Source organism: Vibrio fortis (genome assembly GCF_000695685.1).
Lineage (GTDB): Bacteria > Pseudomonadota > Gammaproteobacteria > Enterobacterales > Vibrionaceae > Vibrio > Vibrio fortis_A.
Genome location: NZ_JFFR01000028.1, coordinates 87,784 through 111,315, shown reverse-complemented (window position 1 = coordinate 111,315; position 23,532 = coordinate 87,784). Strand labels below are relative to the sequence as shown.

Sequence of the window (23,532 nt, the reverse complement as noted above, 5' to 3'; positions counted from 1 at the left end):
TCATTTCATTGGTGATTCAACTACACCAATAGATGTTTATCTAGGAAGCTCGCAAGCATCTCATTTACAAACTCAGGCTGTTCTAAGCTACTAATATGACCTGCATTAGGGATCACAGCCAGCTCGCTACCTGCGATGCAATCATGCATTAAGTAAGATTCCAATACTGGGCGCGGTTTGTCTTCTTGACCTACGGCAACCAAGACTGGCAGAGCAAACTTCTCAATCGATTCAATCATATCGCGGCGTCCGAACACGATGCGCCCAATGCGTGCGACCTGTTCTGCATGTTCACCATTTAATTGAGATAGAAATTCTGTGAAACCTTTCACTAGCTCCGGGCTATTTTGCTCTGCTTGATTAGCAAAGAACAAAGGAACAACCGCTTCAACAATCGGTGGTGGAACCATCTTTGTTTGTGCGATGGTATCTAGCATCGAGAAATACTTAGCGTGTGCCACTTCCGGCTCTAGGCCAACAAAGGTATCCATAAGTACTAGAGTTTTCACACGAGACGGCGCCAACTCCACCAGCTCTGTACCCCACATGCCGCCCACCGATAGGCCAACAATTGAGAACTCCTCAACACCCAAATGATCCAACAGTGCCAAAACATGTTGAGCATAGTCTTTTAGCGTGCGCATTGAGCTTGGCGCTGCATCAGATTGGCCGTGAGACCAAAGCTCAGGAACAATACAACGGTACTTAGATTTCAGTGCCTCTACCTGAGGTTGCCACATTGCACTATCCCATAGGTAGCTGTGACCAAACACTAATACAGGCCCTTGCCCTTCATCTAGGTACGCCATGTTTTGGTTTTCAATAGTGAAATTGTTCATTTTCTTCCCTAAGTCATATAAAAACGGCCGCTACTTCAGCGACCGTTTAATTATTCAGATTCGATTACTCAGCAATTGGCTCAAGCTGATCGATAGGCCAGCGTGGTGTCGCTTGAACAGAAAGATCAGCCACCTCACCGTTCTTAAGACGCTGCATACCTGCATAAGCGATCATTGCACCGTTATCAGTACAAAACTCAGTGCGAGGGTAATAAACCTCACCACCAATCTTCTTCGCCAGCGCTTCAAGTTCTGCTCGTAACTGCTTGTTTGCACTCACACCACCAGCAATTACTATACGTTTCATGCCTGTCTCAGCCAAGGCACGCTTACACTTGATTACCAAGGTGCCACAAACCGCCTCTTGGAATGCGTATGCGATATCTGCGCGAGTCTGTTCGCTATCGTCGTTGTCACGAATGGTATTAGCTGCAAAGGTTTTTAGGCCTGAGAAACTCATATCTAGACCCGGACGGTCAGTCATTGGGCGCGGGAACTTAAAGCGACCCGGCGTACCCTTTTCTGCCAAGCGAGAAAGTAATGGACCACCAGGGTAATCTAAACCCATTAACTTGGCGGTTTTATCGAAGGCTTCACCAGCTGCATCATCAATCGACTCACCCAGGATTCGATACTCACCAATACCTTTTACTTCAACCATCATAGTGTGACCACCCGATACCAGCAGCGCCACAAATGGGAACGGTGGTGGGTTATCTTCTAGCATAGGAGCAAGCAGGTGACCTTCCATGTGGTGAACTGGCACTGCAGGCACACCCCATGCATAAGCAATACTGCGGCCGATCGTAGCACCAACAAGCAAAGCACCAACTAGACCAGGGCCCGCTGTGTAAGCTACGCCATCAATATCTTTAGAGGTTAAGTTTGCTTCTTTGAGAGCTGCTTTAATAAGTGGAATGGTTTTCTTCACGTGATCACGTGATGCCAGCTCAGGAACAACACCACCGTAATCGGCATGCAGTTTTACCTGGCTGTAGAGTTGATGAGAAAGCAGACCTTGCTCATCATCATAAATTGCGATTCCTGTTTCATCACAAGAGGTTTCAATACCAATAATGCGCATAATTTTCTCGGCACGCTTTCATCTTTAATGGGAAATTAGCGCAATATTACCCTGCCTAAGCTCAGCAAACAAATATTGTACAGACTATAATCGACAAAGTGCTTTACAAAGCCACTGTGATCGGATTAAAATTCCGCACCATTTTTGATCAAGCTGGTTAAGACTGAATATTTAAGTTCAGTTCACTAAGTTACCAGCGTTAACGAATAACCCCTGAGGTGAAAGGCATATGCCAGTAGTTAAAGTACGTGAAAACGAACCGTTCGACGTTGCACTACGTCGTTTCAAGCGCTCTTGCGAAAAAGCAGGTATCCTTTCTGAAGTGCGTCGTCGTGAGCACTATGAAAAACCAACTACAGTTCGCAAACGCGCTAAAGCAGCAGCTCAAAAGCGTCACGCTAAGAAGCTAGCTCGCGAAAACGCACGTCGCGTTCGCCTGTACTAATAACTTAATCCATAAGGACTGAGTTATGGCTCTTATTGAACAACTCAAAGAAGAGCAAAAATTAGCGATGAAAGCCAAGGACAAACCGCGCCTTGGCACTATCCGTTTAGCTCTTTCAGCTATTAAGCAACGTGAAGTTGACGAACAGATCACTCTGAACGACGACGACATCCTTGCTGTTCTAGTTAAGATGGTTAAACAGCGTCGCGATTCTGTTGCTCAATATGAATCGGCTGGTCGTCAAGATCTTGCTGACGTGGAACAAGCAGAAATTGCTGTACTTGAAGGCTTTATGCCTCAACCGCTTACTGAAGAAGAAGTGATTGCACTACTAGATAGCGCAATTGCAGAAGCTCAACCTGCGGGCATGCAAGACATGGGTAAAGTAATGGCTATCTTGAAACCACAAATTCAAGGGCGTGCAGATATGGGTAAAGTTAGTGGTTTAGTTCGTTCTAAACTCGCTTAATCCCAAATCAAATTGCAACAAGCCGTGCAATCCTATGGAACGCACGGCTTGTTTGTATCTGCTACCTATTCAAACTATTATCATCACTCTCAGTTAGTGCATTTTTCTAAGGTTTTATGGCTGGAATTATCCCACGTAGTTTCATTGATGACCTCCTCGCGCGTCTCGATATCGTCGACATCATTGACGCACGCGTAAAACTTAAGAAAAAGGGCAAAAACTACAGTGCTTGTTGTCCGTTTCACAACGAAAAAACTCCCTCTTTTAGCGTAAGCCAAGAAAAGCAGTTCTATCACTGTTTTGGTTGCGGCGTACACGGTAATGCCATCGACTTCATTATGGAGTTCGAACGCCTCGAGTTTGTTGAGGCCATTGAAGAGCTTGCGAGCTTTCTTGGCTTAGAAGTCCCTCGAGAGCAGCGCAGCGGTGCCATTTCAACTCAGCCGCGTGCCAACACGGAGCAAAAGCGTAACCTATATGACTTGATGGGTGGTATTAGCCAATTCTACCGCTCACAACTCAAGCTATCAGCGAGCAAGCCCGCGATTGATTACCTCAAGAATCGAGGTCTGTCAGGCGAAATCGTACAGAAGTTTGGGATTGGTTACGTCGCCGATGAGTGGGATTTAGTTCGTAAGAATTTCGGTCAGCAAAAAGAAGCGCAGGACATGCTGGTCACGGGCGGCATGTTAATCGAAAACGACAAGGGTAACCGATACGACCGTTTTCGTGGACGCATCATGTTCCCGATTCGCGATCGTCGTGGTCGAGTGATTGGTTTTGGTGGCCGTGTTCTTGAAGATGGAACACCAAAGTACCTCAACTCCCCTGAGACTCCGATCTTCCATAAAGGCAAAGAGCTATACGGTCTTTACGAAGTCTTACAGGCTTACCGTGAGCCACCTCAAGTCTTGGTGGTTGAAGGTTACATGGATGTTGTCGCACTAGCGCAATATGGCGTAGATTATTCCGTCGCCTCGTTAGGCACTTCGACAACCGGTGATCATATCCAGATGCTGTTCCGTCAAACCCACACGGTTGTGTGTTGTTATGATGGTGACAGAGCGGGTAAAGAAGCCGCTTGGCGCGCACTGGAAAATGCACTTGAGTATTTAAAGACGGGTAATACCCTGAAGTTTCTGTTCTTGCCAGATGGCGAAGACCCAGACAGCTATATTAGACAGCACGGCAAAGAAGCCTTTGAACAACTGGTTCAAAACGCAACGCCACTTTCTACTTACTTGTTCGACAACTTGATTGAAATTCATCAATTAAACCTTGGAACAACTGAAGGTAAATCGGCGTTGAGAGCCCATGCCAGTGCACTGATCAATAAAATTCCTGATAGCTACTTCCAAGAACTGCTCGAAAAGTTACTGGATGAACGCACTGGGTTTGATAATCAGCTAAGACGAGCTAGAGTTCATAACAAGAGCTCTAGTCCGCAACCGCATAAAGAGCTTAAACGCACCCCTATGCGAGAAGTGATCGCTTTGCTTCTACAAAATCCGAGCTATGCTGATATGGTACCGGATTTATCGAGTGTTCGAGACTTACCACTACCTGGTTTAAGTTTATTCGTTGAGGTACTTGATAAATGCCATACTAACCCCCATATCAACACCGGCCAGTTATTAGAGTACTGGCGACACAGTAAACATGAGGCACTTCTGTCTCGTCTCGCGAGCTGGGAAATCCCCCTCGATGATGACAATCAAGAAGATATATTCTTAGACTCATTGGACAATATTCTTGCCCAGTGCGTAGAAAAGCAAATTGAAAACCTGCAGGCCAAAGCAAGAAGTGTCGGTTTATCAGCCGAAGAAAAAAGGGAGCTGCTAGCCTTGATGCTAGATTTAAAAGCGTAACCCTGATTGATTAGTCAGCATTGATAAAATTTGTTAACATTTATGGTTTGCATTTAAAAATGCAACGTCCTTCACCAGACCTGAAGTTGGATATCATCTATGGATCAAAATCCGCAGTCACAGCTAAAATTACTTGTTATTAAAGGCAAGGAACAAGGCTATCTGACCTACGCCGAAGTAAACGACCACCTACCTGCAGAAATTGTTGATTCTGAACAGGTAGAAGACATCATTCAGATGATTAACGACATGGGTATCAAGGTTGTAGAAACCGCACCTGATGCCGATGATCTAGCCCTAAATGATGACGATACCATCACAGATGAAGATGCAGCCGAAGCGGCAGCAGCTGCGCTTTCAAGCGTAGAAAACGAGATCGGCCGTACAACTGACCCAGTACGTATGTACATGCGTGAGATGGGTACTGTTGAGCTGCTGACTCGTGAAGGCGAAATCGATATTGCTAAGCGTATCGAAGATGGTATCAACCAAGTTCAGCTTTCTGTTGCTGAATACCCTGGCACTATCCCATACATCTTAGAACAGTTTGACAAAGTTCAAGCTGAAGAGCTGCGCCTTACCGATCTGATTAGCGGTTTCGTTGACCCAGATGACGATGGTACTGCAGCACCAACAGCGACGCATATCGGTTCTGAGCTGGCAGAATCTGATCTTGACGATGAAGATGCTGAAGACGTAGACGAAGAAGACGATTCTGAAGAGGAAGAAGAAGATACAGGTATCGACCCTGAGCTTGCTCTTGAGAAATTCACTGCACTTCGCACAAGCTTCCAAAATCGTCAGCTAGCGATCAACGAATACGGCGCAGAAAGCCCGAAAGCTGTTCTTGCAACAACCATGATGCAAGACGTGTTCAAAGAGTTCCGCCTAACGCCAAAACAGTTCGATTACCTAGTTAATGAACTTCGCACTTCAATGGATCGTGTACGTACTCAAGAGCGCCTAATCATGCGCCAAACAGTTGAGTACGGCAAAATGCCGAAGAAATCTTTCATTGCCCTATTCACAGGCAACGAATCTAGCGAAGCATGGTTAGATGAAGTACTTGCTTCAGACAAGCCATATGCAGAGAAGATCAAACGTAACGAAAGTGAAATCCGCCGCTCTATCCAGAAACTGGATATGATCGAGAAAGAGACGTCACTAACAGTACAAAGCATTAAAGACATCAGCCGTCGTATGTCTATCGGTGAAGCAAAAGCTCGCCGTGCGAAGAAAGAGATGGTTGAAGCGAACTTACGTCTAGTAATCTCGATTGCTAAGAAGTACACCAACCGTGGTCTGCAATTCCTGGATCTAATCCAAGAAGGTAACATCGGTCTGATGAAAGCGGTTGATAAGTTTGAATACCGCCGTGGTTACAAGTTCTCGACTTACGCTACATGGTGGATCCGTCAAGCAATCACTCGTTCGATTGCCGACCAAGCTCGTACTATCCGTATTCCGGTTCACATGATCGAAACGATCAACAAACTAAACCGTATCTCTCGTCAAATGCTACAAGAGATGGGTCGTGAGCCACTACCGGAAGAGTTGGCTGAGCGCATGCAAATGCCGGAAGACAAGATCCGTAAAGTACTGAAGATCGCTAAAGAGCCTATCTCAATGGAGACACCAATCGGTGACGACGAAGATTCGCATCTAGGTGACTTCATCGAGGATACGACTCTAGAACTGCCTCTAGACTCTGCAACGGCAACTAGCCTACGCGGTGCAACTAAAGACGTTCTAGCAGGCCTAACACCTCGTGAAGCAAAAGTTCTTCGTATGCGTTTTGGTATCGACATGAACACTGACCACACTCTTGAAGAGGTTGGTAAGCAGTTCGACGTAACTCGTGAACGTATCCGTCAGATCGAAGCAAAAGCGCTACGTAAGCTGCGTCACCCAAGCCGTTCTGAAACTCTACGTAGTTTCCTAGACGAGTAATCTCTCACGAGATTTGACTAGCTTTTAAGCATATAAGAAGAAAGGTGAGCTTTAGCTCACCTTTTTTGTATCTATATGATTTAAGTGGCTAAGAACTAAGCGCAATTGCCCCCTTTAGTGGCTAGACACCACCCATTGCATCCCCTATAATCATTGCCCTACGGCCCCTTAGCTCAGTGGTTAGAGCGCACGACTCATAATCGTTCGGTCCCCAGTTCAAATCTGGGAGGGGCCACCAAATTTAGAAAAGCCAGAACAGTTCATGCTGCTCTGGCTTTTTACTTTTCTGAACTGCACAATTTTTCTATCCCTTGCTCCAAATGTTGCACCTTCCAATTTGCAGCACCTTTGAGTCAGTTTCCTCAATACTTCTTCACAGCACGGTGTATTCAATCACTTACCTGTGACTTGATTTGCGTTTTTTTGTTTGAAAAGGCGGCACTATGAAAGGTCACAATTCAATCAACTGTTCAGGGAAGACACATGAAAGACGAAACTCTCTCGATCCACTTTGGTTACGAGACAGACCCAACAACCAAATCTGTCGCTACGCCTATCTATCAAACAGTAGCTTACGAGTTTGATGATGCTCAGCATGGTGCCGACCTCTTTAATCTCGAAGTTCCAGGTAACATCTATACCCGCATCATGAACCCAACTAATGATGTGTTGGAAAAACGAATGGCAGCGCTTGAAGGTGGTATTGCTGGCTTAGTGGTGAGTGCGGGTAGTGCTGCGATCAACTACGCAATTCAGACCTTGGCGCAAATGGGCGACAACATTGTTTCTACCCCTCAGCTATACGGTGGCACTTACACCCTGTTTGCACACATGCTGCCAAACCAAGGCATTGAAGTACGCTTTGCCAAAGACGACAAACCTGAAAGCTTAGCTGAGCTCATCGATGAGAACACCAAGGCGGTTTACTGTGAAAGTATTGGTAACCCTGCAGGTAATATCATCGACCTAGAGCGTGTTGCCGAACTTGCTCATGCCCAAGGTGTTCCTGTCATCGTTGATAACACAGTTGCAACTCCAGTGCTATGCAAACCTATCGATTTTGGCGCGGACATTGTTGTGCATTCATTAACGAAATACGTTGGCGGCCACGGTACTACTCTAGGTGGCGTCATTGTCGACTCAGGAAAATTCCCATGGGCGGAGCATAAAGATCGCTTCCCAGTATTCAACCAACCCGAACCGTCTTACCATGGCGTGGTATACACCGAAGCCTTTGGTGAAGCTGCCTTTATCGGCCGAGCGCGTACAGTACCGCTGCGCAATACGGGTTCAGCACTTTCACCAATGAATTCCTTTATGCTGATGCAAGGCTTAGAGACCTTATCACTGCGTATGGAACGTCACACTGAAAATGCCCTCAAGGTTGCTGAGTACCTCAAGCAGCATGATAAAGTGAGCTGGGTAAGTTATGCAGGTTTGCCAGACTCAGAGTTCTACCCACTGGCAGAGAAATACATGCAGGGCAAACCTTCCGCTATTTTGTCTTTTGGCCTCAAGGATGGCTATGAAGCTGGAGTTCGCTTCTATGACGCACTGCAGATCTTTAAGCGCCTGGTGAATATTGGTGATGCTAAGTCGCTAGCATGTCACCCAGCTTCAACCACTCACCGTCAGTTAAGTGAGCAAGAACAGAAACAAGCAGGTGTATCTCCAGAGATGATTCGTCTATCTGTTGGTATCGAGCATATCGACGATATTCTTGCCGACCTAGAACAAGCATTAAACGCTTAACACTACGTATCTATAGCAAACAACACCATAGGCCAGCATGTATGTGCTGGCTTATTTGTTGACGCTATCGTTCTGTGATTAGCATATCAATTAAGCAATAACGATATCTTCCCTACTTCCCACCTTCTATCAGAATATCTTTCTGCATAAGAGAGATATATCTCCCCCAAACATCTTCATACCTAACTTAAACCTGAACGAAACGACTGTCACCGCTCTCTTCTCATCACATGAGCTTGATTGACCTTACCGAGATAACTCGGGAATCTAAGTTAAACCTATAATAATGACAGCCGATAATGGGAACCTCATGACGACTCGAAACAAAATCCTCCTCCTAATCAAAGCAGCTTCAGTGGCGCTGCTCGCAACCGTTTCACTCTCAGCACAGGCCGCAGAAAAAGTATATCGCTTAAAACTCGCTGAGACATGGGGACCAAATACCCCAATCCTCGGTGACGCCAGCAAGAACATGGCTAAGTTAGCTAATGAAATGTCTAACGGTCGACTGCAGATCCGTATCGACTCAGCCAATAAGCACAAAGCACCGCTTGGGGTGTTCGATATGGTGAAGTCGGGGCAATACGATTTAGGACACTCAAGCTCTTACTACTGGAAAGGTAAGGTGCCAAATACGCTCTACTTCTCTTCAATGCCATTTGGCATGATGACTACCGAGCAATACGCATGGTTTTACCAAGGCGGTGGCATGGAGCTGATGCAGGAGGTGTACGCGCCACATAACCTACTCTCGTTCCCAGGTGGTAACTCTGATATTCAGATGGGTGGCTGGTTTAAGAAAGAGATCAACTCAATCGATGACCTTAAAGGCTTGAAGATGCGCATTCCAGGCTTTGCTGGTGAAGTGTTCGCTAAGGTTGGTGCGAAGCCAACCAATATTGCACCAGGTGAGCTCTACACTTCTCTGGAGCGTGGCACGATTGATGCGCTCGAATGGGTTGGCCCTGCCTTTGATCTGCGTATGGGCTTTCAAAAGATTGCACCTTACTACTACACAGCTTGGCATGAGCCGGGATCAGAGACTCAGTTCTTAGTGAACAAAAAGACTTGGGATAAGCTACCAAAAGACCTTCAGCTCATTCTAGAAACATCTTTCCGAGTGGCAGCCTTCGATATGTATACCCAAGCGCTCGATGCCAATGCTAGCAGCTGGGCAACCATGCAATCTGACTACCCTGATATTAAGGTTCGTGACTTCCCGCCAGAAGTGCTCCAAACCATGCGTACTGCCACAGATGAGCTGCTTGCTGAGCAAGCTGCGAAAGATCCGTTAGCGAAGAAAATCATCGACTCTCAAGCTAACTACGCAAAGAAAGTGCGAGCGTGGACCAACATCTCAACCAAGGCCTACCTCAACCACGAGTAACAAAGGCTCAATACTGAAAAACAAAAAAGCCCATCATCATGATGGGCTTTCGTCTATTTACTGGGGCAAGTTAACTTACTCTACCGTTACCGCTTTCGCTAGGTTACGAGGTTGGTCAACGTCAGTACCTTTGATTAGCGCTACGTGGTAAGACAGTAGCTGCATTGGAACCGTGTAGTAGATAGGTGCAGTTACTTCGCTCACGTGAGGCATCTTGATGATCTTCATATTCTCATCGCTTTCAAAGCCAGCTGCTTCATCCGCAAATACATAAAGTAGGCCGCCACGTGCTCGTACTTCTTCTACGTTCGACTTCAGCTTCTCTAGTAGATCGTTGCTTGGTGCAATAACCACTACTGGCATATCTGCGTCAATCAGAGCTAGAGGGCCGTGCTTAAGCTCACCTGCAGCGTATGCTTCAGCGTGGATGTAAGAGATCTCTTTCAGTTTTAGAGACGCTTCCATTGCAATTGGGTAGTACTCGCCACGACCTAGGAATAGTGTGTGGTGCTTGTCTGCAAAATCTGTCGCTAATGCTTCAATCTCTTTATCAAACGCCAGTGCTTTCTCGATGTCTGTAGGCAGCTGGTGAAGTGCTTGAACGATTTCAGTCTCTTTCGCTTCATCGATACGACCTTGTAGACGGCCAATTGACGTTACCATCATTAGCATTGCTGCAAGCTGCGTAGTAAATGCTTTTGTTGAAGCTACACCGATCTCTGTACCTGCACGAGTCATGAACGCAAAATCAGATTCACGAACCAGTGAAGAACCCGCTACGTTACAGATAGTCATCGCTGACATGTAACCTTTCTCTTTCGCAAGGCGAAGTGCTGCTAGCGTATCTGCCGTCTCACCAGATTGAGAAAGCGTCACAAGCAGGCTGTTTGGACGAACAACGAAGTCACGGTAACGGAACTCAGATGCGATCTCTACATCACAGCTTACGCCCGCTAGAGACTCAAACCAGTAGCGTGCCGCCATACCTGAGTTGTAAGAAGTACCACATGCAATGATCTGAACGTGCTCTACTTTGCTTAGGATCTCTTCAGCTTTAACACCGATTGCATTGGTGATAACAGCTGTATCTGAAATACGACCTTCCATTGTATTGATCAGTGCAGTTGGCTGCTCAAAGATCTCTTTCTGCATGAAGTGACGGTATTTGCCTTTGTCACCTGCATCATGCTCTGCGTTAGATTCAACGATTTCACGCTCAACAGGCTCACCGCTTGCATCAAATACGTTAACTTCACGACGAGTTACTTCAGCTACATCGCCCTCTTCTAGGTACATAAAGCGACGTGTCACGCTAAGTAGTGCTAGTTGGTCAGATGCTAGGAAGTTTTCGCCAACACCAAAGCCGATTACGATTGGGCTACCAGAACGAGCAACAACAATGCGTGAAGGATCTTTACGATCCACCGCTACTGTGCCGTAAGCGCCATCAAGTTGCTTCGCTGTCTTTTGTAGAGCTTCAACTAGCGTCTCAGACGTGCGCAGTTCCCACTCAACTAGGTGAGCAATAACTTCGGTATCCGTTTGAGACGTGAACTCATAGCCACGACCTTGAAGAAGCGTGCGTAGCTCTTCGTGGTTTTCGATGATGCCGTTGTGAACAACTGCAATATCGCCAGACATGTGTGGGTGCGCGTTCGCTTCAGAAGGTTCACCGTGCGTTGCCCAACGTGTATGAGCGATACCTGTACCACCGATTACCTGTTGCGCTTCAACTGCATCAGCCAACTCTTGTACTTTACCTAGACGACGTACACGAGTTAGGTTGGATTCGCTATCCACAACCGCGACACCTGCAGAGTCGTAACCACGGTACTCAAGACGGCGTAGGCCCTCTACTAGAATTTCTGCTACGTCACGTTGTGCTACTGCACCAACAATTCCACACATAATGTTACTCCATCAATTTTTTAGTTATTCCTATCTGGCAGCAAGCAAAGGCCATGTCTCATAGAGATCTATTATAGGAAGTTAAATGCATAAATTTTAAATTTAGTTTCTATACTGGCTCGGTGAGAATCACACGCACCCCTTGAGACTCGATACTCTGTTTGGCTTCTTCTGCCAGTTCGGTATCAGTGATCAAGACATCGATGTGCTCCCAAGACAGCTCAAGATTTGGGATTTTGCGACCTACTTTCTCTGATTCAACCATCACCACAACTTCACGAGATACTTCAGCCATGACCTTACTCAGTCCGACTAGTTCATTAAATGTTGTGGTACCTCTTTCAAGGTCGATACCGTCAGCGCCAATAAACAGTTGGTCAAAGTCATAAGCACGCAGTACTGATTCTGCGACCTGACCTTGGAACGAATCTGAGTGTGTATCCCAGGTTCCGCCCGTCATTAGCAGAGTCGGCTCGCTTTCTAGTTCATTTAGAGCGTTAGCAACATGCAACGAGTTGGTCATCACGACCAAACCACGCTTACTATTTAGCTGTTCGATCAGAGCACCTGTTGTGCTACCGCTGTCGATCACAATGCGGTTATGGTCACGAATTAGGTCTGCAGCAGCTTTTGCCAATGAAAGCTTTCGAGTCGAAACTTTTTTGCCTATCTCATCGTTCACAACTTCTTTCGGCAATGAAACAGCACCGCCATATCGGCGCAAAAGCTGACCATTTTTCTCTAAAGACGCCAAATCCTTTCTAATTGTGACTTCCGAGGTTTCAAACTTAGCGGACAATTCATCAACACTAACCTCGCCTTTCTCGTTAACTAGATTAGAAATTGCGTGTCTTCTGAGCTGAGTGTTTCGTTTCGACATTTAAAAATGAACCATAAGTTTCGATATGAAAGATATTATAGTTACAACGAAACCATTTAGTCCATTTATTTCGATCCAAAAAATTAATAAATAGCGCTAAAACCTTGTCCTAAGACAATTGTTAAGCAGTGATATTGAATTCATTCGGTGGTAGAATCCGCACCCGAAAAGAAAAAAAATTACAAAAATGACCGTTATTTTTCTGCAACTTTCACCTGATATATTGGGGTAAGTCACAGAAAACCGATGTTGAATCAAAATCATTTGGTCATAAAATGACTAAAATTGATGAAAGACTTACAACTCTGAAGGGCAATTGATAAGTCCCTCTATTATCGCAGCAGGCACAAAATGCTGACGAAATGGGTAGGCCGCTTCAGAAAACAGATAAATTTCAATTTGTAACAAAACTTACCGGAGAGTACCTTCCATGAAAAAGACCAAAATCGTATGTACGATTGGCCCTAAAACTGAATCTGTAGAGAAGCTAACTGAACTAGTAAACGCAGGCATGAACGTTATGCGTCTTAACTTCTCTCACGGTGACTACGAAGAGCACGGCACTCGTATTGCGAACTTCCGCGAAGTAATGGACAAAGTAGGTAAGCAACTGGCTATCCTTCTTGATACTAAAGGCCCAGAAATCCGTACTATCAAGCTAGAAGGCGGCAACGACGTAGATCTAGTAGCTGGTCAAGAATTCACTTTCACAACTGACACTTCAGTTGTAGGTAACAAAGAGACTGTAGCGGTAACTTACGCTGGTTTCGCAGCTGACCTAAACGTTGGTAACACTATCCTTGTAGATGACGGCCTAATCGAAATGGAAGTTATCTCTACTACTGAAACTGAAGTTAAGTGTAAAGTTCTTAACAACGGTGCACTAGGCGAAAACAAAGGTGTTAACCTTCCTGGCGTTTCTGTTCAACTTCCAGCTCTATCTGAAAAAGATAAGAACGACCTTAAGTTTGGTTGTGAGCAAGGCGTTGACTTCGTAGCAGCTTCTTTCATCCGTAAAGCATCTGACGTTAAAGAGATCCGTGAGATCCTAGACGCGAACGGCGGCAGCGACATCCACATCATCTCTAAGATTGAGAACCAAGAAGGTGTTGATAACTTCGACGAAATCCTAGAGCTTTCTGACGGTATCATGGTTGCTCGTGGTGACCTAGGTGTTGAGATCCCAGCTGAAGAAGTAATCTTCGCTCAGAAGATGATGATCGAGAAGTGTAACCGTGCACGTAAGATGGTTATCACAGCAACTCAAATGCTTGATTCTATGATCAACAACCCACGTCCAACTCGTGCAGAAGCGGGTGACGTTGCGAACGCAATCATGGACGGTACTGATGCTGTAATGCTTTCTGGTGAAACTGCGAAAGGTAAATACCCAGTTGAAGCAGTAACTATCATGGCTCAAATCGCGAACCGTACTGACAGCGCTCTTAAAGCTGAACTAGGTTCTCGTCTAGACAGCCCACGCCTACGCATCACTGAAGCAGTATGTAAAGGTGCGGTAGACACAGCTGAGAAGCTAGCTGCTCCACTAATCATCGTTGCTACTGAAGGTGGTAAGTCTGCACGTTCTGTACGTAAGTACTTCCCAACTGCAAACATCATCGCACTAACAACAAACAAGAAGACAGCTGCACAACTAGTTCTTACTAAAGGTGTTCGCCCTGTTCTTGTTGATTCTATCGACAGCACTGACGCTTTCTACCAAATGGGTAAAGAGTACGCTCTTAACGCTGAGTTCGGTAGCAAAGGCGACATCGTAGTTATGGTTTCTGGTGCTCTAGTAGCTTCAGGCACTACGAACACAGCTTCTGTACACGTTCTATAAGACTGACGAATTTAATCATCAGTTAAATAAAAAAGAGGGCTTCGGCCCTCTTTTTTTATATATTACATCTTGCTCTAATAATCAGTACGCTGTATTATCAAATTAACAATAGAACTGCGTACTGTTAATTCCCGCCTTAGGTCATTTGAATTAGCAGGCCAAGAATTCAAATTACATGAGGTTGCACAATGTCTAGCCCTACTCTCACCGACAAAGTATCAAAGATGATTCGCCAAGATATTCTTAATGGTGAATTGCGCCCAGGCCAGAAACTGGTTGTGGCTGATCTAAAACAGAAATACAACGTCGGCGCTTCACCAATTCGTGAAGCTCTCGTTCAGCTTTCTTGGAGCAAGTATGTACAGCTTGAGCCTCAAAAAGGCTGTTGGGTAGCCCCAGTCTCTAAGAAAGAACTTAACGACTTATACGAAAGCCTACGTGTGGTTTCTTCTGTTCTGCTGAAAAAAGCAATCGCTACCGGTGATGAAAGCTGGGAACTAGAAGTTCTTACTTCGTACCACAAGCTTTCTCGTGTGAACAACACAGCAGAAGAGTTTAATAGTGCAGAGTGGGAAGAGCGCCATCAGCAGTTCCACGTGGCACTTTTAGAAGGTGCAGATTCAAAGAACATGTTCGAGTTCTTCAGTGATTTGATCAATCAGGTGAAACGTTATCGTTTCTTAGCATTAGCAGACGATCAAGAGTCAGACGAGCTGTTTAACATTGATGAGCATGAAATGATCATGAAACTGGTACTAGCAAAGAATGCTGAGCAAGCGACAGAGCTACTTGACCAACATTTAATGGGCTCAATGAGGCGCATTGAACGAGTGATTGAAGCTGCGTAGTTTTATGTAGTTTAAGTATCTCAGTAAGTAAAAAACGGAGCCTAATGCTCCGTTTTTTGTTTACCACCCAAAGAACTCTTTATGATGAGTATTGAGCAGTAACACCATAGGCAAAAAATACAGTGCACTGAGTTTAAAACCAAGAATCACTAGTGTGCCGATGGTCAATCTCACTAAAAAATCGACAAACATACCACGCCTCATTTCACCAGATAGTATGAATCCCTAACTCTTGCTCCTGCTAACCTAATTCTGCTGATAAAAGTCGATGAAACTGAGCAGTTGAATTAAGTTAACTTTGTCATCCCTTTTTGAGATCTGGCTTCTCAAAAAGAGTCAGTGCAACACTAACTCTACGAAGCAAGGTAGTTTACTTATTGTTCAGTTTAGTTCAAATTTGCGCACAAATTAGACTTTAGTCTAATCGTACAAATATTGTGACGGGCATCTCTCAAAGATAAGACAGATTGGTTCTATTTTTTACCGATGTTCAAACTCAAGCCCAAGATGCAAACTAGGCAACGTCCGCCTGACTTGTACAGATAGAGATGGTGTTGCGACCAGAGGACTTAGATTCATAAAGACCAATATCCGCACACTTATAGGAGTGGGTGCTGTTACCAGTAAGATCGGTATAGCCGATACTGACCGTCACTTTCGTTCCGCCAGAGAGTTGTACTTCAATGCGTAGGCGATCCAACACTCTTCTCGCTTCTGCTAACGAAGTATGAGGCATTAAGATAGCAAACTCTTCACCGCCAACACGCGCGACAAAGTCTGTGGTTCTCAAGCTTTCTTGAAGGATCGCAGCCACTCTAGCAATCACGCGATCGCCCTCGTCATGGCCGAGTTCATCATTAATGCGTTTGAAGTTATCGATGTCGATCAACGCTAAGCACACTTGAGATTCGTTAGGGAAACGCTCCACCATTCGTGAATACTGCGCCAACTGCTCTTCAAATTTGCGACGATTCCATAATTTACTCAACGAATCTCGCTCACTGAGAATACGCAATCGTACTTCTAACTCTTTACGCACCGTAATGTCCACCAGCGACGTGATGTAGTAGCTCACTTTACCTGAATTACTCTTCACGGCTTGCACTCGCATGATCGCAGTGAAAGGGATTCGAAGTTTGCTCTTGCAGCTCACCTCACCTTCCCACAAATCATTCTCTTCGAGATGTGTCCAGATGGTTTCTGCAGTATGAAGTTGTTCGCTATTCTCTAGCAGCAGCTGCAGGGCGTTTTTACCATCAACCTGCGACTTGCTGTAACCAGTCATGTTCTCAAACTCATTGTTGGTCATGATGGTGCGGTGATGTTTATCAGAGATCATCACCGCAGACATACCATTCAGCGCTGCTCGAGCCAATTTGCTCTCTAGACTGCGCCTTTGATAATGCGTCACGAGATAAGCCAGCGGGAAGGCAAACACCATTACGGTGAAGAACACGATCAACTGCTCTTGCGCTAAGTCATTGAGATCGCGCTCCGCTCTCTCTAATAACTGCTCTGAGCTCAACTGAATCACTAAGTGCATCTTTTGTTTCTGCGCAAGATCAACGGTGTTGAAGGCAAATAGATTGCCGTCTTCAAACATGTAACCCATGCGTTCAGAAGAGATCGCCTGCCAAGTTTTTGGGGCAATTTGTGAAAGGTTGAACCCTTTACGCTCAGGGATCGAATCACCAAACAGCTTGCTCTTGTTTTGGCTCGCAATGTAGTAACCATATTGGTTCACCACTTCAGCACGAAAATCAAAATCAGGAGAGAAGTTTAAGCGTGACGCTAATCCCCATACATCGAGGTTTATCACTAAGTAGCCGACGCGACGCTCTGGTGTTTGTACAGGCGTGATCACTCTCAATACGGGAGTATATGGATAAGTCAGCTCACCATATTCGGATTCCAGCTCAATACCCCACCCGCCAATCTCTTCAGCATCCAGGGTCTGCGCATAGTGAAAATAACCGTAATTGGATTTATCTTGGAGCTCGTTCGGCAGCGTAACAACACCTGTTCTTGAGGAGTAATTGACTCTGACCTTCTCATGGCCATCAATATCCAACAGATGAATCTGGGTATACCATCTTTGATTGACCAGTACCGACTGCCAAACCTCTTCCAGCAGGTTCTTATTTTCAACAGAAGGAGATGTCGCAAAATCAACCAAGCTTTGACTGTGGCTGAGTAGTTGCATCATAGAGACCAATTGGTCTTTCAACACATTGTAGTCGCGCTCGGCGTACACAAGTTGATGAAGAGCCTGTTTTGCAGTGCGTTGATAACTCTGCTTTTTGACGTCTTGATAGCGTTGCTGGTAGTACAGAGCGATAGCTGCACAAAAGGTGACGCAAATAACGAGAAGCGTGGCGATTGTTTTTTTATTTCTCATTAATTGCTCAAAATAGGGTAAATATGGCGAGAATTATATCATTGTTATAAATTAACAAAATAAAAAAGCCGCACTTAATGCGGCTTTCTATCATACAATTTTCTTAAGCTTTTAGAGAGCGCTCTCCTCGAGCAATACCAACCACGCCGCTGCGTGCCACTTCAAGCACTTCCGTTACTTCTGATAATGCTTGAATAAACGCATCGAGCTTCTCACTGGTGCCTGCCATCTGCACTGTGTATTGAGAGGCGGTTACGTCAACGATCTGACCACGGAAGATATCAGCAGTACGTTTAACCTCTGCACGCGCAAAACCGCTCGCGCGAACCTTAACCATTAGTAGCTCACGCTCAATATGATCAAGCTCTGATACTTCTTGAACTTTAAGCACATCAATCAGCTTATGCAGTTGCTTCTGGATCTGCTCTAGTTGCATCTCATCTGAGTTGGTCGTTACGTTCAGACGTGAAAGCGTCGGATCATCTGTCGGCGACACGTTCAGCGATTCAATGTTGTAACCACGTTGAGAAAACAAGCCAACCACTCGAGACAAGGCACCTGGTTGGTTTTCCATTAATAGCGAAATAATGTGTCTCATACTATGTTCTCTCCGTTTTGCTTAGCCACATGTTATCCATACCCTCGCCTTTAATCTGCATTGGGTATACGTGCTCTGTATCATCAACACTAATGTCGACGAATACCAGGCGGTCTTTCATTGCCAGTGCTTTCTCTAAGCCTGATTCAAGTTCATCAGGAGAAGAGATACGCATACCTACGTGACCATACGCTTCCGCGATAGCCGCAAAGTCTGGCACAGAGTCCATGTATGAGTTTGAGTGACGACCTTGGTAAACAATGTCTTGCCACTGTTTTACCATGCCTAAGAAACGGTTATTCAAATTAATGATCTTCACCGGGATGTTGTATTGCAGTGCCGTTGACAGCTCTTGGATATTCATCTGAATACTGCCATCGCCTGTTACAACGACCACTTCTTCATCCGGTTTAGCGAACTTAACGCCCATACCCGCAGGTAAACCAAAGCCCATGGTGCCAAGGCCACCAGAATTGATCCAACGGCGTGGTTTATTAAATGGATAGTAAAGCGCGGCAAACATTTGGTGCTGACCAACATCAGAAGCAACATACGCATCGCCATTGGTCACTTTGTGTAGAGTTTCGATAACCTGTTGAGGTTTGATGCGCTCAGGCGATTTATCGTAAGCGAGACACTTACGGTCTTGCCATACTTTAATTTCTGCCCACCATGCATCCAAGGCTTCTGCATCGTTGGTTCCACCTTGCTCAATAAGCAGGTTCACCATGCTCTCAAGCACGCGCTCAGCAGAGCCTACGATCGGTAGATCCACTTTCACGTTCTTAGAGATCGATGATGGATCGATATCGATGTGCATGATCTTCGCGTTTGGACAGTACTTCTCTAGGTTATTGGTCGTACGATCATCAAAACGAACACCAACACCAAAAATAAGGTCTGCGTTATGCATTGCCATATTGGCTTCGTATAAGCCGTGCATACCAAGCATGCCTAGCGAGTTTTTATGCGTGCCCGGGAAGGCACCCAATCCCATAAGTGTACTAACAACAGGTAGATTTAGTGCCTCGGCAAGCTTAAGCAACTGTTTATCAGCTTCCGAGATAACCGCACCACCACCAACATAAAGAACCGGCTTCTTCGCTTCTAGAAGTGCCTTAAGTGCTTTCTTAATTTGTCCTTTGTGGCCTGTTACCGTTGGGTTGTACGAACGCATTTTGATCGTTTCTGGGTATTCGTACGGCAGCTTAATTTGTGGATTAAGTACATCTTTAGGAAGGTCAATCACAACTGGGCCAGGTCGACCTGTGGTCGAAATATAAAAGGCCTTTTTTACGATCTCTGGGATGTCTTCAGCTTTCTTTACTAAGAAGCTGTGTTTTACGATTGGACGAGATACACCTACGATATCACACTCTTGGAATGCGTCATTACCAATCAAGTTGTTCGGTACGTTACCCGAAATAACGATCATTGGAATCGAGTCCATGTACGCTGTCGCAATACCCGTTACGGTATTAGTCGCGCCAGGACCTGAACATACTAGTACTACACCAGGCTTACCAGTTGAACGCGTGTAGCCATCGGCCATATGCGTCGCTGCTTGCTCGTGGCGCACTAATACGTGTTTAATCTTGTCTGTTTTTGCGTGTAGGGCATCGTAGATATCCAAAACGGAACCGCCTGGATAACCAAAGATCTGCTCAACCCCTTCTTCAATTAGGGACTGAACTACCATTTCCGCGCCGGATAATTGGGCGCACTCTGGCTTAGTTGTCATATTGCTCTCCTTACCAGTTTCCTTCAGTTGGGTAAGCCGAAGGGGCTGGTTTTTACATAGTCTAGGTCTTATTCGTAGCCTAATTCGAAATACTTCCACTTTTTCGGCTATGACTGCTCGTCGTGATAACAATAAGCAGTGGTACGAAACAACTGTAACGTTTTATTATCATCGGGTCTAACACCCTTCTACAGTCAATAATTCGATATAACCATGTTTTAGAAAGAAAACCTCATCTAACACCACCCAGAACTTTCAAAGCAGAACAATTCACCAATAGTAGCTACTAAAAAAACTCTAAATATTTCACAATCCATCTTTTTTCAGTGTGAATACCACGCTCTAGATGTGCTCTCACGCACATTTACCTGATGTCGTGACGTAAAAAATCCCCCTAATCGTCACCATGTACGACTAGGGGGATTTTTAAACAACTAAAAAGTTAACTTAGATAAAATTACTTATCTTTCGGCTTTTCAGTGTACATTTCTTCGATTTCGTCTTGATACTTATCGTTAATCACTTTACGACGCAGTTTCTGAGTCGGTGTCAGTTCACCAGCATCCATAGAGAAGGCTTTTGGTAACAGTTTGAATTTCTTCACTTGCTCAAACTTAGCCAGCTCTTGTTGAAGGTCATTAACGCGTTTTTCTAGCATCTCAACAATCTGGTGATGCTTAATCAACTCAACACGGTCGTGGTACTTGATGTTGAGCTCTTTCGCGTACTCTTCCAGAGAGTCATAACAAGGGACGATCAATGCAGAAACAAATTTACGAGTATCAGCAATCACGGCAATCTGCTCAATAAAGTGGTCTTTACCGATAGCACCTTCAACCACTTGTGGGGCAATGTATTTACCGCCAGAGGTTTTCATCAGCTCTTTAATACGGTCGGTAATGAATAGGTTACCGTTCTCATCGAAGTGACCCGCATCACCCGTTTTCAAGAAACCGTGCTCGTCAAAAGTCTTAGCTGTTTCTTCTGGCATTTTATAGTAGCCGCGCATCACCATTGGGCCACGAACTAAGATTTCGTTCTGTTCGCCAATTTTTACTTCCGCGCCCGGCATAGACATACCGATTGAGTCCGGGTTGAAACAGCGATCGTCCCAACATGAAACCGTTGCTGTGGTTTCTGTCATGCCATAACCAAGCTTCACATTGATGCCAATTGCGTGGAAAAAGCGACCGATAGTTTCATCAAGCTTCGCACCACCACATGGCATAAAGTTGATGTTTCCACCAAGTAGAGCGCGTAGCTTAGATAACACCAATTTATCTGCTAATGCATGGCTCTTCTTCAACATTAGAGAAGGTGTCCGACCCTCTTGATGACAAGCTGCCAATTTAGCGCCCATGTTAACAGCCCAAGTAAAGAGGACCTTACGAATCAGTGGTGCTTTGGATACTTTCTCGTGGATGGCTGAGAAGATCTTCTCGTAGAAACGTGGAACCGCACACATTACGGTTGGCTTCACATCGCTTAGAGCATCACGCACCTGCATTGTGTCTTGCAGGTAACAGTTAGTTGCGCCTTTATAAAGGACATAGAAAGTCCATGCGCGTTCAAATACGTGAGATAGCGGTAAGAAACAGAGGGAAACATCATCTTTGCTTAGGCTTAAGCGCTCGTCATGGCCTTCTAGTTGAGAGCCGATGTTAGCGTAGTCCAGCATTACACCTTTCGGTTGGCCAGTCGTACCAGAGGTATAGATAAGAGTAAGCAGATCATCCATATTCGCATCAGCAAGACGAACGTCCAATTCCGTTTGCTGAGCCTGTTGACCGCGCTCGATGAACTCTTGCCAAGAGATAGCAAAGTCATAGCCTTGAGTATCAATGTCATCTGACATCGCAACGATGATTTCAAGCTGCTCACATTCGTCAAATAGGCTGATTGCTGCATCAAACTGTGGCTGTTCGCCAACAAAAAGCACTTTAACGTCTGCGTTTTGAATAATGTAGGAAGACTGCGCCGCAGTGTTCGTTGGGTAAATCGGCACAGTTACAAGACGAGCTTGCAGGGCTGCAAAGTCTGCCACAGTCCATTGAGGCATGTTATTTGAGTAGATACCGATCTTGTCTTGGATTCTCAGTCCTTGAGCCAATAGTGCGAGTGACAGCTGATCAATCTGTTCACCAAATTGCTGCCAGCTAATGCCTTGCCAAACATCATTAACTTTATGCTTTAAAGCCGTGCGGTTGCCGCCCTGAGCAATCTGCTCGCGAAGTCGTTTTACGATATGAAAATCTAAATTGGCCATCTCTTTACCTTTGGCTTACACCTGTAAGCTTTTTTGAGCGCACAAGTGTACCTCTGATCATGGAAAAGGCAACTGATGGAGCTCAAAGTTATCAGTAATAGTAAACTTAACTCTAAAAAATGAACGAAGTTCGGCGTTCTGGTACAAAAAAGCCCCGAACTAACAAACTAGCTCAGGGCTTATAAATCAAGGTTTTCAGCGATTAGTTAAGTGCTACAACTTCGCCACAGATCATCATTAGTTGATCTCGTAACCAAATGTGTCCTTTGTCTTTCTCGCTTGATTCGTGCCAGCTTAGGAAGCCTGAGATTGCCGCATTATCGAATGGGAAATCTAGAATCTGTAGCTGCTCTTTATTTGCTGCATGCTCAACCATCCAACGAGGTGCAATCGTTACAAGTTCAGATTGACCAACAACGTATAGCACGTTGCTTAGGCTAGTTCCTTCATAGTAAGGCGTGCAGTCTAGGTCGCGGTATGCTTGCTCAGAGAAGCTGCGCTGACCGTGAATGCGAGACAGTTTCGCGTGCTTCTCTTCTAGAAGCTCAGCCGCCGTTACTGAACCGTTGATACGTGGGTGTGAAGCTGAAGCAACAACCACTAGCTCATCTTGGAAGATCTCTGTGCTTGAGAAGCCTTGCTCATCGAAGCGAGCGTAATCGATAACGAAGTCGATCTCTTGGTAGCGCATGCGCTCAGACAGTTGACGGTCGAACTCAGCGTCCATGTGTAGTTGAACACTTGGTGCAAGCTCATTGATAGTCGACATGATCTTAGGTGCAAAACGCATGTCACAAGGGCTGCAGATCGCCAACTTGAATAGACGAGAAGACGACTCTGGAGAGAATACAGAACTTGGTAGTTCATTGCGTACTAGTTGCAGTGCTTGGCGGATTGGACCAAACAGTTGACGTGCACGTTGAGTCGGTTGAATACCACGACCCTGACGCATAAATAGCTCGTCGTTAAACATCACTTTTAGACGTGCTACAGCATTACTTACTGCAGGCTGAGACATACCCAAGTTGTGCGCTGCACGGGTAATGTTTTGCTCTTGCATTACAGCATCAAAAACAGTCAATAGGTTTAGGTCTACTCCACGAAGTGTGCTTTCCATTCTGTAGCTTGCAATAGCACTCATTGCGTCTTTTTTCTCTAACATTCAAGTTGCCTCTTGTCGGTATGACAGCGTTAAATTTGTAATAGTGTGGGAATAGATAACCACTAGTTCTTATATTTATCTGGCCGATGTGTTT

General features: G+C 45.3%; 17 protein-coding genes and 1 tRNA gene. 9 read left to right on the top strand and 9 right to left on the bottom strand.

Annotated elements, in window-relative coordinates:
* Positions 1-20: 20 nt before the first annotated feature.
* Complete coding sequence (locus VFDL14_RS0123475) at positions 21-839, bottom strand: alpha/beta fold hydrolase (protein ID WP_032553072.1); 819 nt, start codon at positions 837-839, stop codon at positions 21-23.
* A 64-nt stretch (positions 840-903) separates the two neighbouring features.
* The gene (tsaD, locus tag VFDL14_RS03360; protein ID WP_032553071.1) at positions 904-1,923 is read right to left on the bottom strand and encodes a tRNA (adenosine(37)-N6)-threonylcarbamoyltransferase complex transferase subunit TsaD; all 1,020 of its coding nucleotides are present in this window, start codon (positions 1,921-1,923) and stop codon (positions 904-906) included.
* A 229-nt stretch (positions 1,924-2,152) separates the two neighbouring features.
* On the opposite strand from tsaD, the gene rpsU reads away from it, so the two are divergent.
* From rpsU to VFDL14_RS03395, 7 genes are all read left to right on the top strand, one after another.
* Positions 2,153-2,368, top strand: coding sequence for a 30S ribosomal protein S21 (gene rpsU / locus VFDL14_RS03365; RefSeq protein ID WP_001145625.1), 216 nt, complete (start codon positions 2,153-2,155; stop codon positions 2,366-2,368).
* A gap of 25 nt (positions 2,369-2,393) precedes the next feature.
* Positions 2,394-2,837, top strand: a complete 444-nt coding sequence (locus VFDL14_RS03370; protein WP_032553070.1) for a GatB/YqeY domain-containing protein — start codon at positions 2,394-2,396, stop codon at positions 2,835-2,837.
* Between the two features lie 116 nt (positions 2,838-2,953).
* Entirely contained in the window at positions 2,954-4,705 is a 1,752-nt protein-coding gene (gene dnaG, locus VFDL14_RS03375) for a DNA primase (protein ID WP_032553069.1), read from the top strand.
* 99 nt (positions 4,706-4,804) lie between these two features.
* Positions 4,805-6,655 (top strand): RNA polymerase sigma factor RpoD, encoded by a 1,851-nt coding sequence (gene rpoD / locus VFDL14_RS03380; protein WP_032553068.1) that lies wholly within the window; start codon positions 4,805-4,807, stop codon positions 6,653-6,655.
* 162 nt (positions 6,656-6,817) lie between these two features.
* A tRNA-Ile gene (locus VFDL14_RS03385) sits at positions 6,818-6,893 on the top strand.
* Positions 6,894-7,138: 245 nt separating this feature from the next.
* Positions 7,139-8,407 carry an O-acetylhomoserine aminocarboxypropyltransferase/cysteine synthase family protein gene (locus VFDL14_RS03390; RefSeq protein ID WP_032553067.1) on the top strand — a complete coding sequence of 423 codons (1,269 nt, stop codon included), beginning with the start codon at positions 7,139-7,141 and terminating at the stop codon, positions 8,405-8,407.
* 310 nt (positions 8,408-8,717) lie between these two features.
* The gene (locus VFDL14_RS03395) at positions 8,718-9,794 is read left to right on the top strand and encodes a TRAP transporter substrate-binding protein (protein ID WP_032553066.1); all 1,077 of its coding nucleotides are present in this window, start codon (positions 8,718-8,720) and stop codon (positions 9,792-9,794) included.
* A 75-nt stretch (positions 9,795-9,869) separates the two neighbouring features.
* On the opposite strand, the gene glmS is transcribed toward VFDL14_RS03395, so the two are convergent.
* Together glmS and VFDL14_RS03405 are read right to left on the bottom strand one after the other, a co-directional pair.
* On the bottom strand, positions 9,870-11,702 hold the full coding sequence (glmS, locus tag VFDL14_RS03400) for a glutamine--fructose-6-phosphate transaminase (isomerizing) (RefSeq protein WP_032553065.1): 1,833 nt from the start codon (positions 11,700-11,702) through the stop codon (positions 9,870-9,872).
* 109 nt (positions 11,703-11,811) lie between these two features.
* On the bottom strand, positions 11,812-12,582 hold the full coding sequence (locus tag VFDL14_RS03405) for a DeoR/GlpR family DNA-binding transcription regulator (protein ID WP_032553064.1): 771 nt from the start codon (positions 12,580-12,582) through the stop codon (positions 11,812-11,814).
* 430 nt (positions 12,583-13,012) lie between these two features.
* Between VFDL14_RS03405 and pykF the strand changes: the two genes are divergently transcribed.
* Positions 13,013-14,425 (top strand): pyruvate kinase PykF, encoded by a 1,413-nt coding sequence (gene pykF / locus VFDL14_RS03410; protein ID WP_032553063.1) that lies wholly within the window; start codon positions 13,013-13,015, stop codon positions 14,423-14,425.
* 188 nt (positions 14,426-14,613) lie between these two features.
* Complete coding sequence (locus tag VFDL14_RS03415) at positions 14,614-15,273, top strand: GntR family transcriptional regulator (RefSeq protein WP_084181920.1); 660 nt, start codon at positions 14,614-14,616, stop codon at positions 15,271-15,273.
* Between the two features lie 514 nt (positions 15,274-15,787).
* Here VFDL14_RS03415 and VFDL14_RS03425 read toward each other — a convergent pair.
* From VFDL14_RS03425 to leuO, 5 genes are all read right to left on the bottom strand, one after another.
* The gene (locus tag VFDL14_RS03425; RefSeq protein WP_032553061.1) at positions 15,788-17,671 is read right to left on the bottom strand and encodes a sensor domain-containing diguanylate cyclase; all 1,884 of its coding nucleotides are present in this window, start codon (positions 17,669-17,671) and stop codon (positions 15,788-15,790) included.
* 103 nt (positions 17,672-17,774) lie between these two features.
* Positions 17,775-18,269 carry an acetolactate synthase small subunit gene (gene ilvN, locus VFDL14_RS03430; RefSeq protein WP_032553060.1) on the bottom strand — a complete coding sequence of 165 codons (495 nt, stop codon included), beginning with the start codon at positions 18,267-18,269 and terminating at the stop codon, positions 17,775-17,777.
* Position 18,270: 1 nt separating this feature from the next.
* Positions 18,271-20,010: an acetolactate synthase 3 large subunit gene (locus VFDL14_RS03435; RefSeq protein WP_032553059.1), complete on the bottom strand. Its 1,740-nt coding sequence runs from the start codon at positions 20,008-20,010 to the stop codon at positions 18,271-18,273.
* A 457-nt stretch (positions 20,011-20,467) separates the two neighbouring features.
* The gene (locus VFDL14_RS03440) at positions 20,468-22,276 is read right to left on the bottom strand and encodes an AMP-dependent synthetase/ligase (protein ID WP_032553058.1); all 1,809 of its coding nucleotides are present in this window, start codon (positions 22,274-22,276) and stop codon (positions 20,468-20,470) included.
* Positions 22,277-22,478: 202 nt separating this feature from the next.
* A complete protein-coding gene (leuO, locus tag VFDL14_RS03445; protein WP_032553057.1) occupies positions 22,479-23,438 on the bottom strand; it encodes a transcriptional regulator LeuO in 960 nt (319 codons plus the stop codon).
* Between the last annotated feature and the right edge of the window lie 94 nt (positions 23,439-23,532).

Bases quoted from the DNA above. Each gene is read 5' to 3' on its own strand.
- tsaD (WP_032553071.1), bottom strand. From the start codon at position 1,923: ATGCGCATTATTGGTATTGAAACCTCTTGTGATGAAACAGGAATCGCA.
- dnaG (WP_032553069.1), top strand. From the start codon at position 2,954: ATGGCTGGAATTATCCCACGTAGTTTCATTGATGACCTCCTCGCGCGT.
- VFDL14_RS03435 (WP_032553059.1), bottom strand. From the start codon at position 20,010: ATGACAACTAAGCCAGAGTGCGCCCAATTATCCGGCGCGGAAATGGTA.
- leuO (WP_032553057.1), bottom strand. From the start codon at position 23,438: ATGTTAGAGAAAAAAGACGCAATGAGTGCTATTGCAAGCTACAGAATG.
- VFDL14_RS03440 (WP_032553058.1), bottom strand. From the start codon at position 22,276: ATGGCCAATTTAGATTTTCATATCGTAAAACGACTTCGCGAGCAGATT.
- VFDL14_RS03415 (WP_084181920.1), top strand. From the start codon at position 14,614: ATGTCTAGCCCTACTCTCACCGACAAAGTATCAAAGATGATTCGCCAA.
- VFDL14_RS03425 (WP_032553061.1), bottom strand. From the start codon at position 17,671: ATGAGAAATAAAAAAACAATCGCCACGCTTCTCGTTATTTGCGTCACC.
- glmS (WP_032553065.1), bottom strand. From the start codon at position 11,702: ATGTGTGGAATTGTTGGTGCAGTAGCACAACGTGACGTAGCAGAAATT.
- rpsU (WP_001145625.1), top strand. From the start codon at position 2,153: ATGCCAGTAGTTAAAGTACGTGAAAACGAACCGTTCGACGTTGCACTA.
- pykF (WP_032553063.1), top strand. From the start codon at position 13,013: ATGAAAAAGACCAAAATCGTATGTACGATTGGCCCTAAAACTGAATCT.
- rpoD (WP_032553068.1), top strand. From the start codon at position 4,805: ATGGATCAAAATCCGCAGTCACAGCTAAAATTACTTGTTATTAAAGGC.
- VFDL14_RS0123475 (WP_032553072.1), bottom strand. From the start codon at position 839: ATGAACAATTTCACTATTGAAAACCAAAACATGGCGTACCTAGATGAA.
- VFDL14_RS03370 (WP_032553070.1), top strand. From the start codon at position 2,394: ATGGCTCTTATTGAACAACTCAAAGAAGAGCAAAAATTAGCGATGAAA.
- ilvN (WP_032553060.1), bottom strand. From the start codon at position 18,269: ATGAGACACATTATTTCGCTATTAATGGAAAACCAACCAGGTGCCTTG.
- VFDL14_RS03405 (WP_032553064.1), bottom strand. From the start codon at position 12,582: ATGTCGAAACGAAACACTCAGCTCAGAAGACACGCAATTTCTAATCTA.
- VFDL14_RS03395 (WP_032553066.1), top strand. From the start codon at position 8,718: ATGACGACTCGAAACAAAATCCTCCTCCTAATCAAAGCAGCTTCAGTG.
- VFDL14_RS03390 (WP_032553067.1), top strand. From the start codon at position 7,139: ATGAAAGACGAAACTCTCTCGATCCACTTTGGTTACGAGACAGACCCA.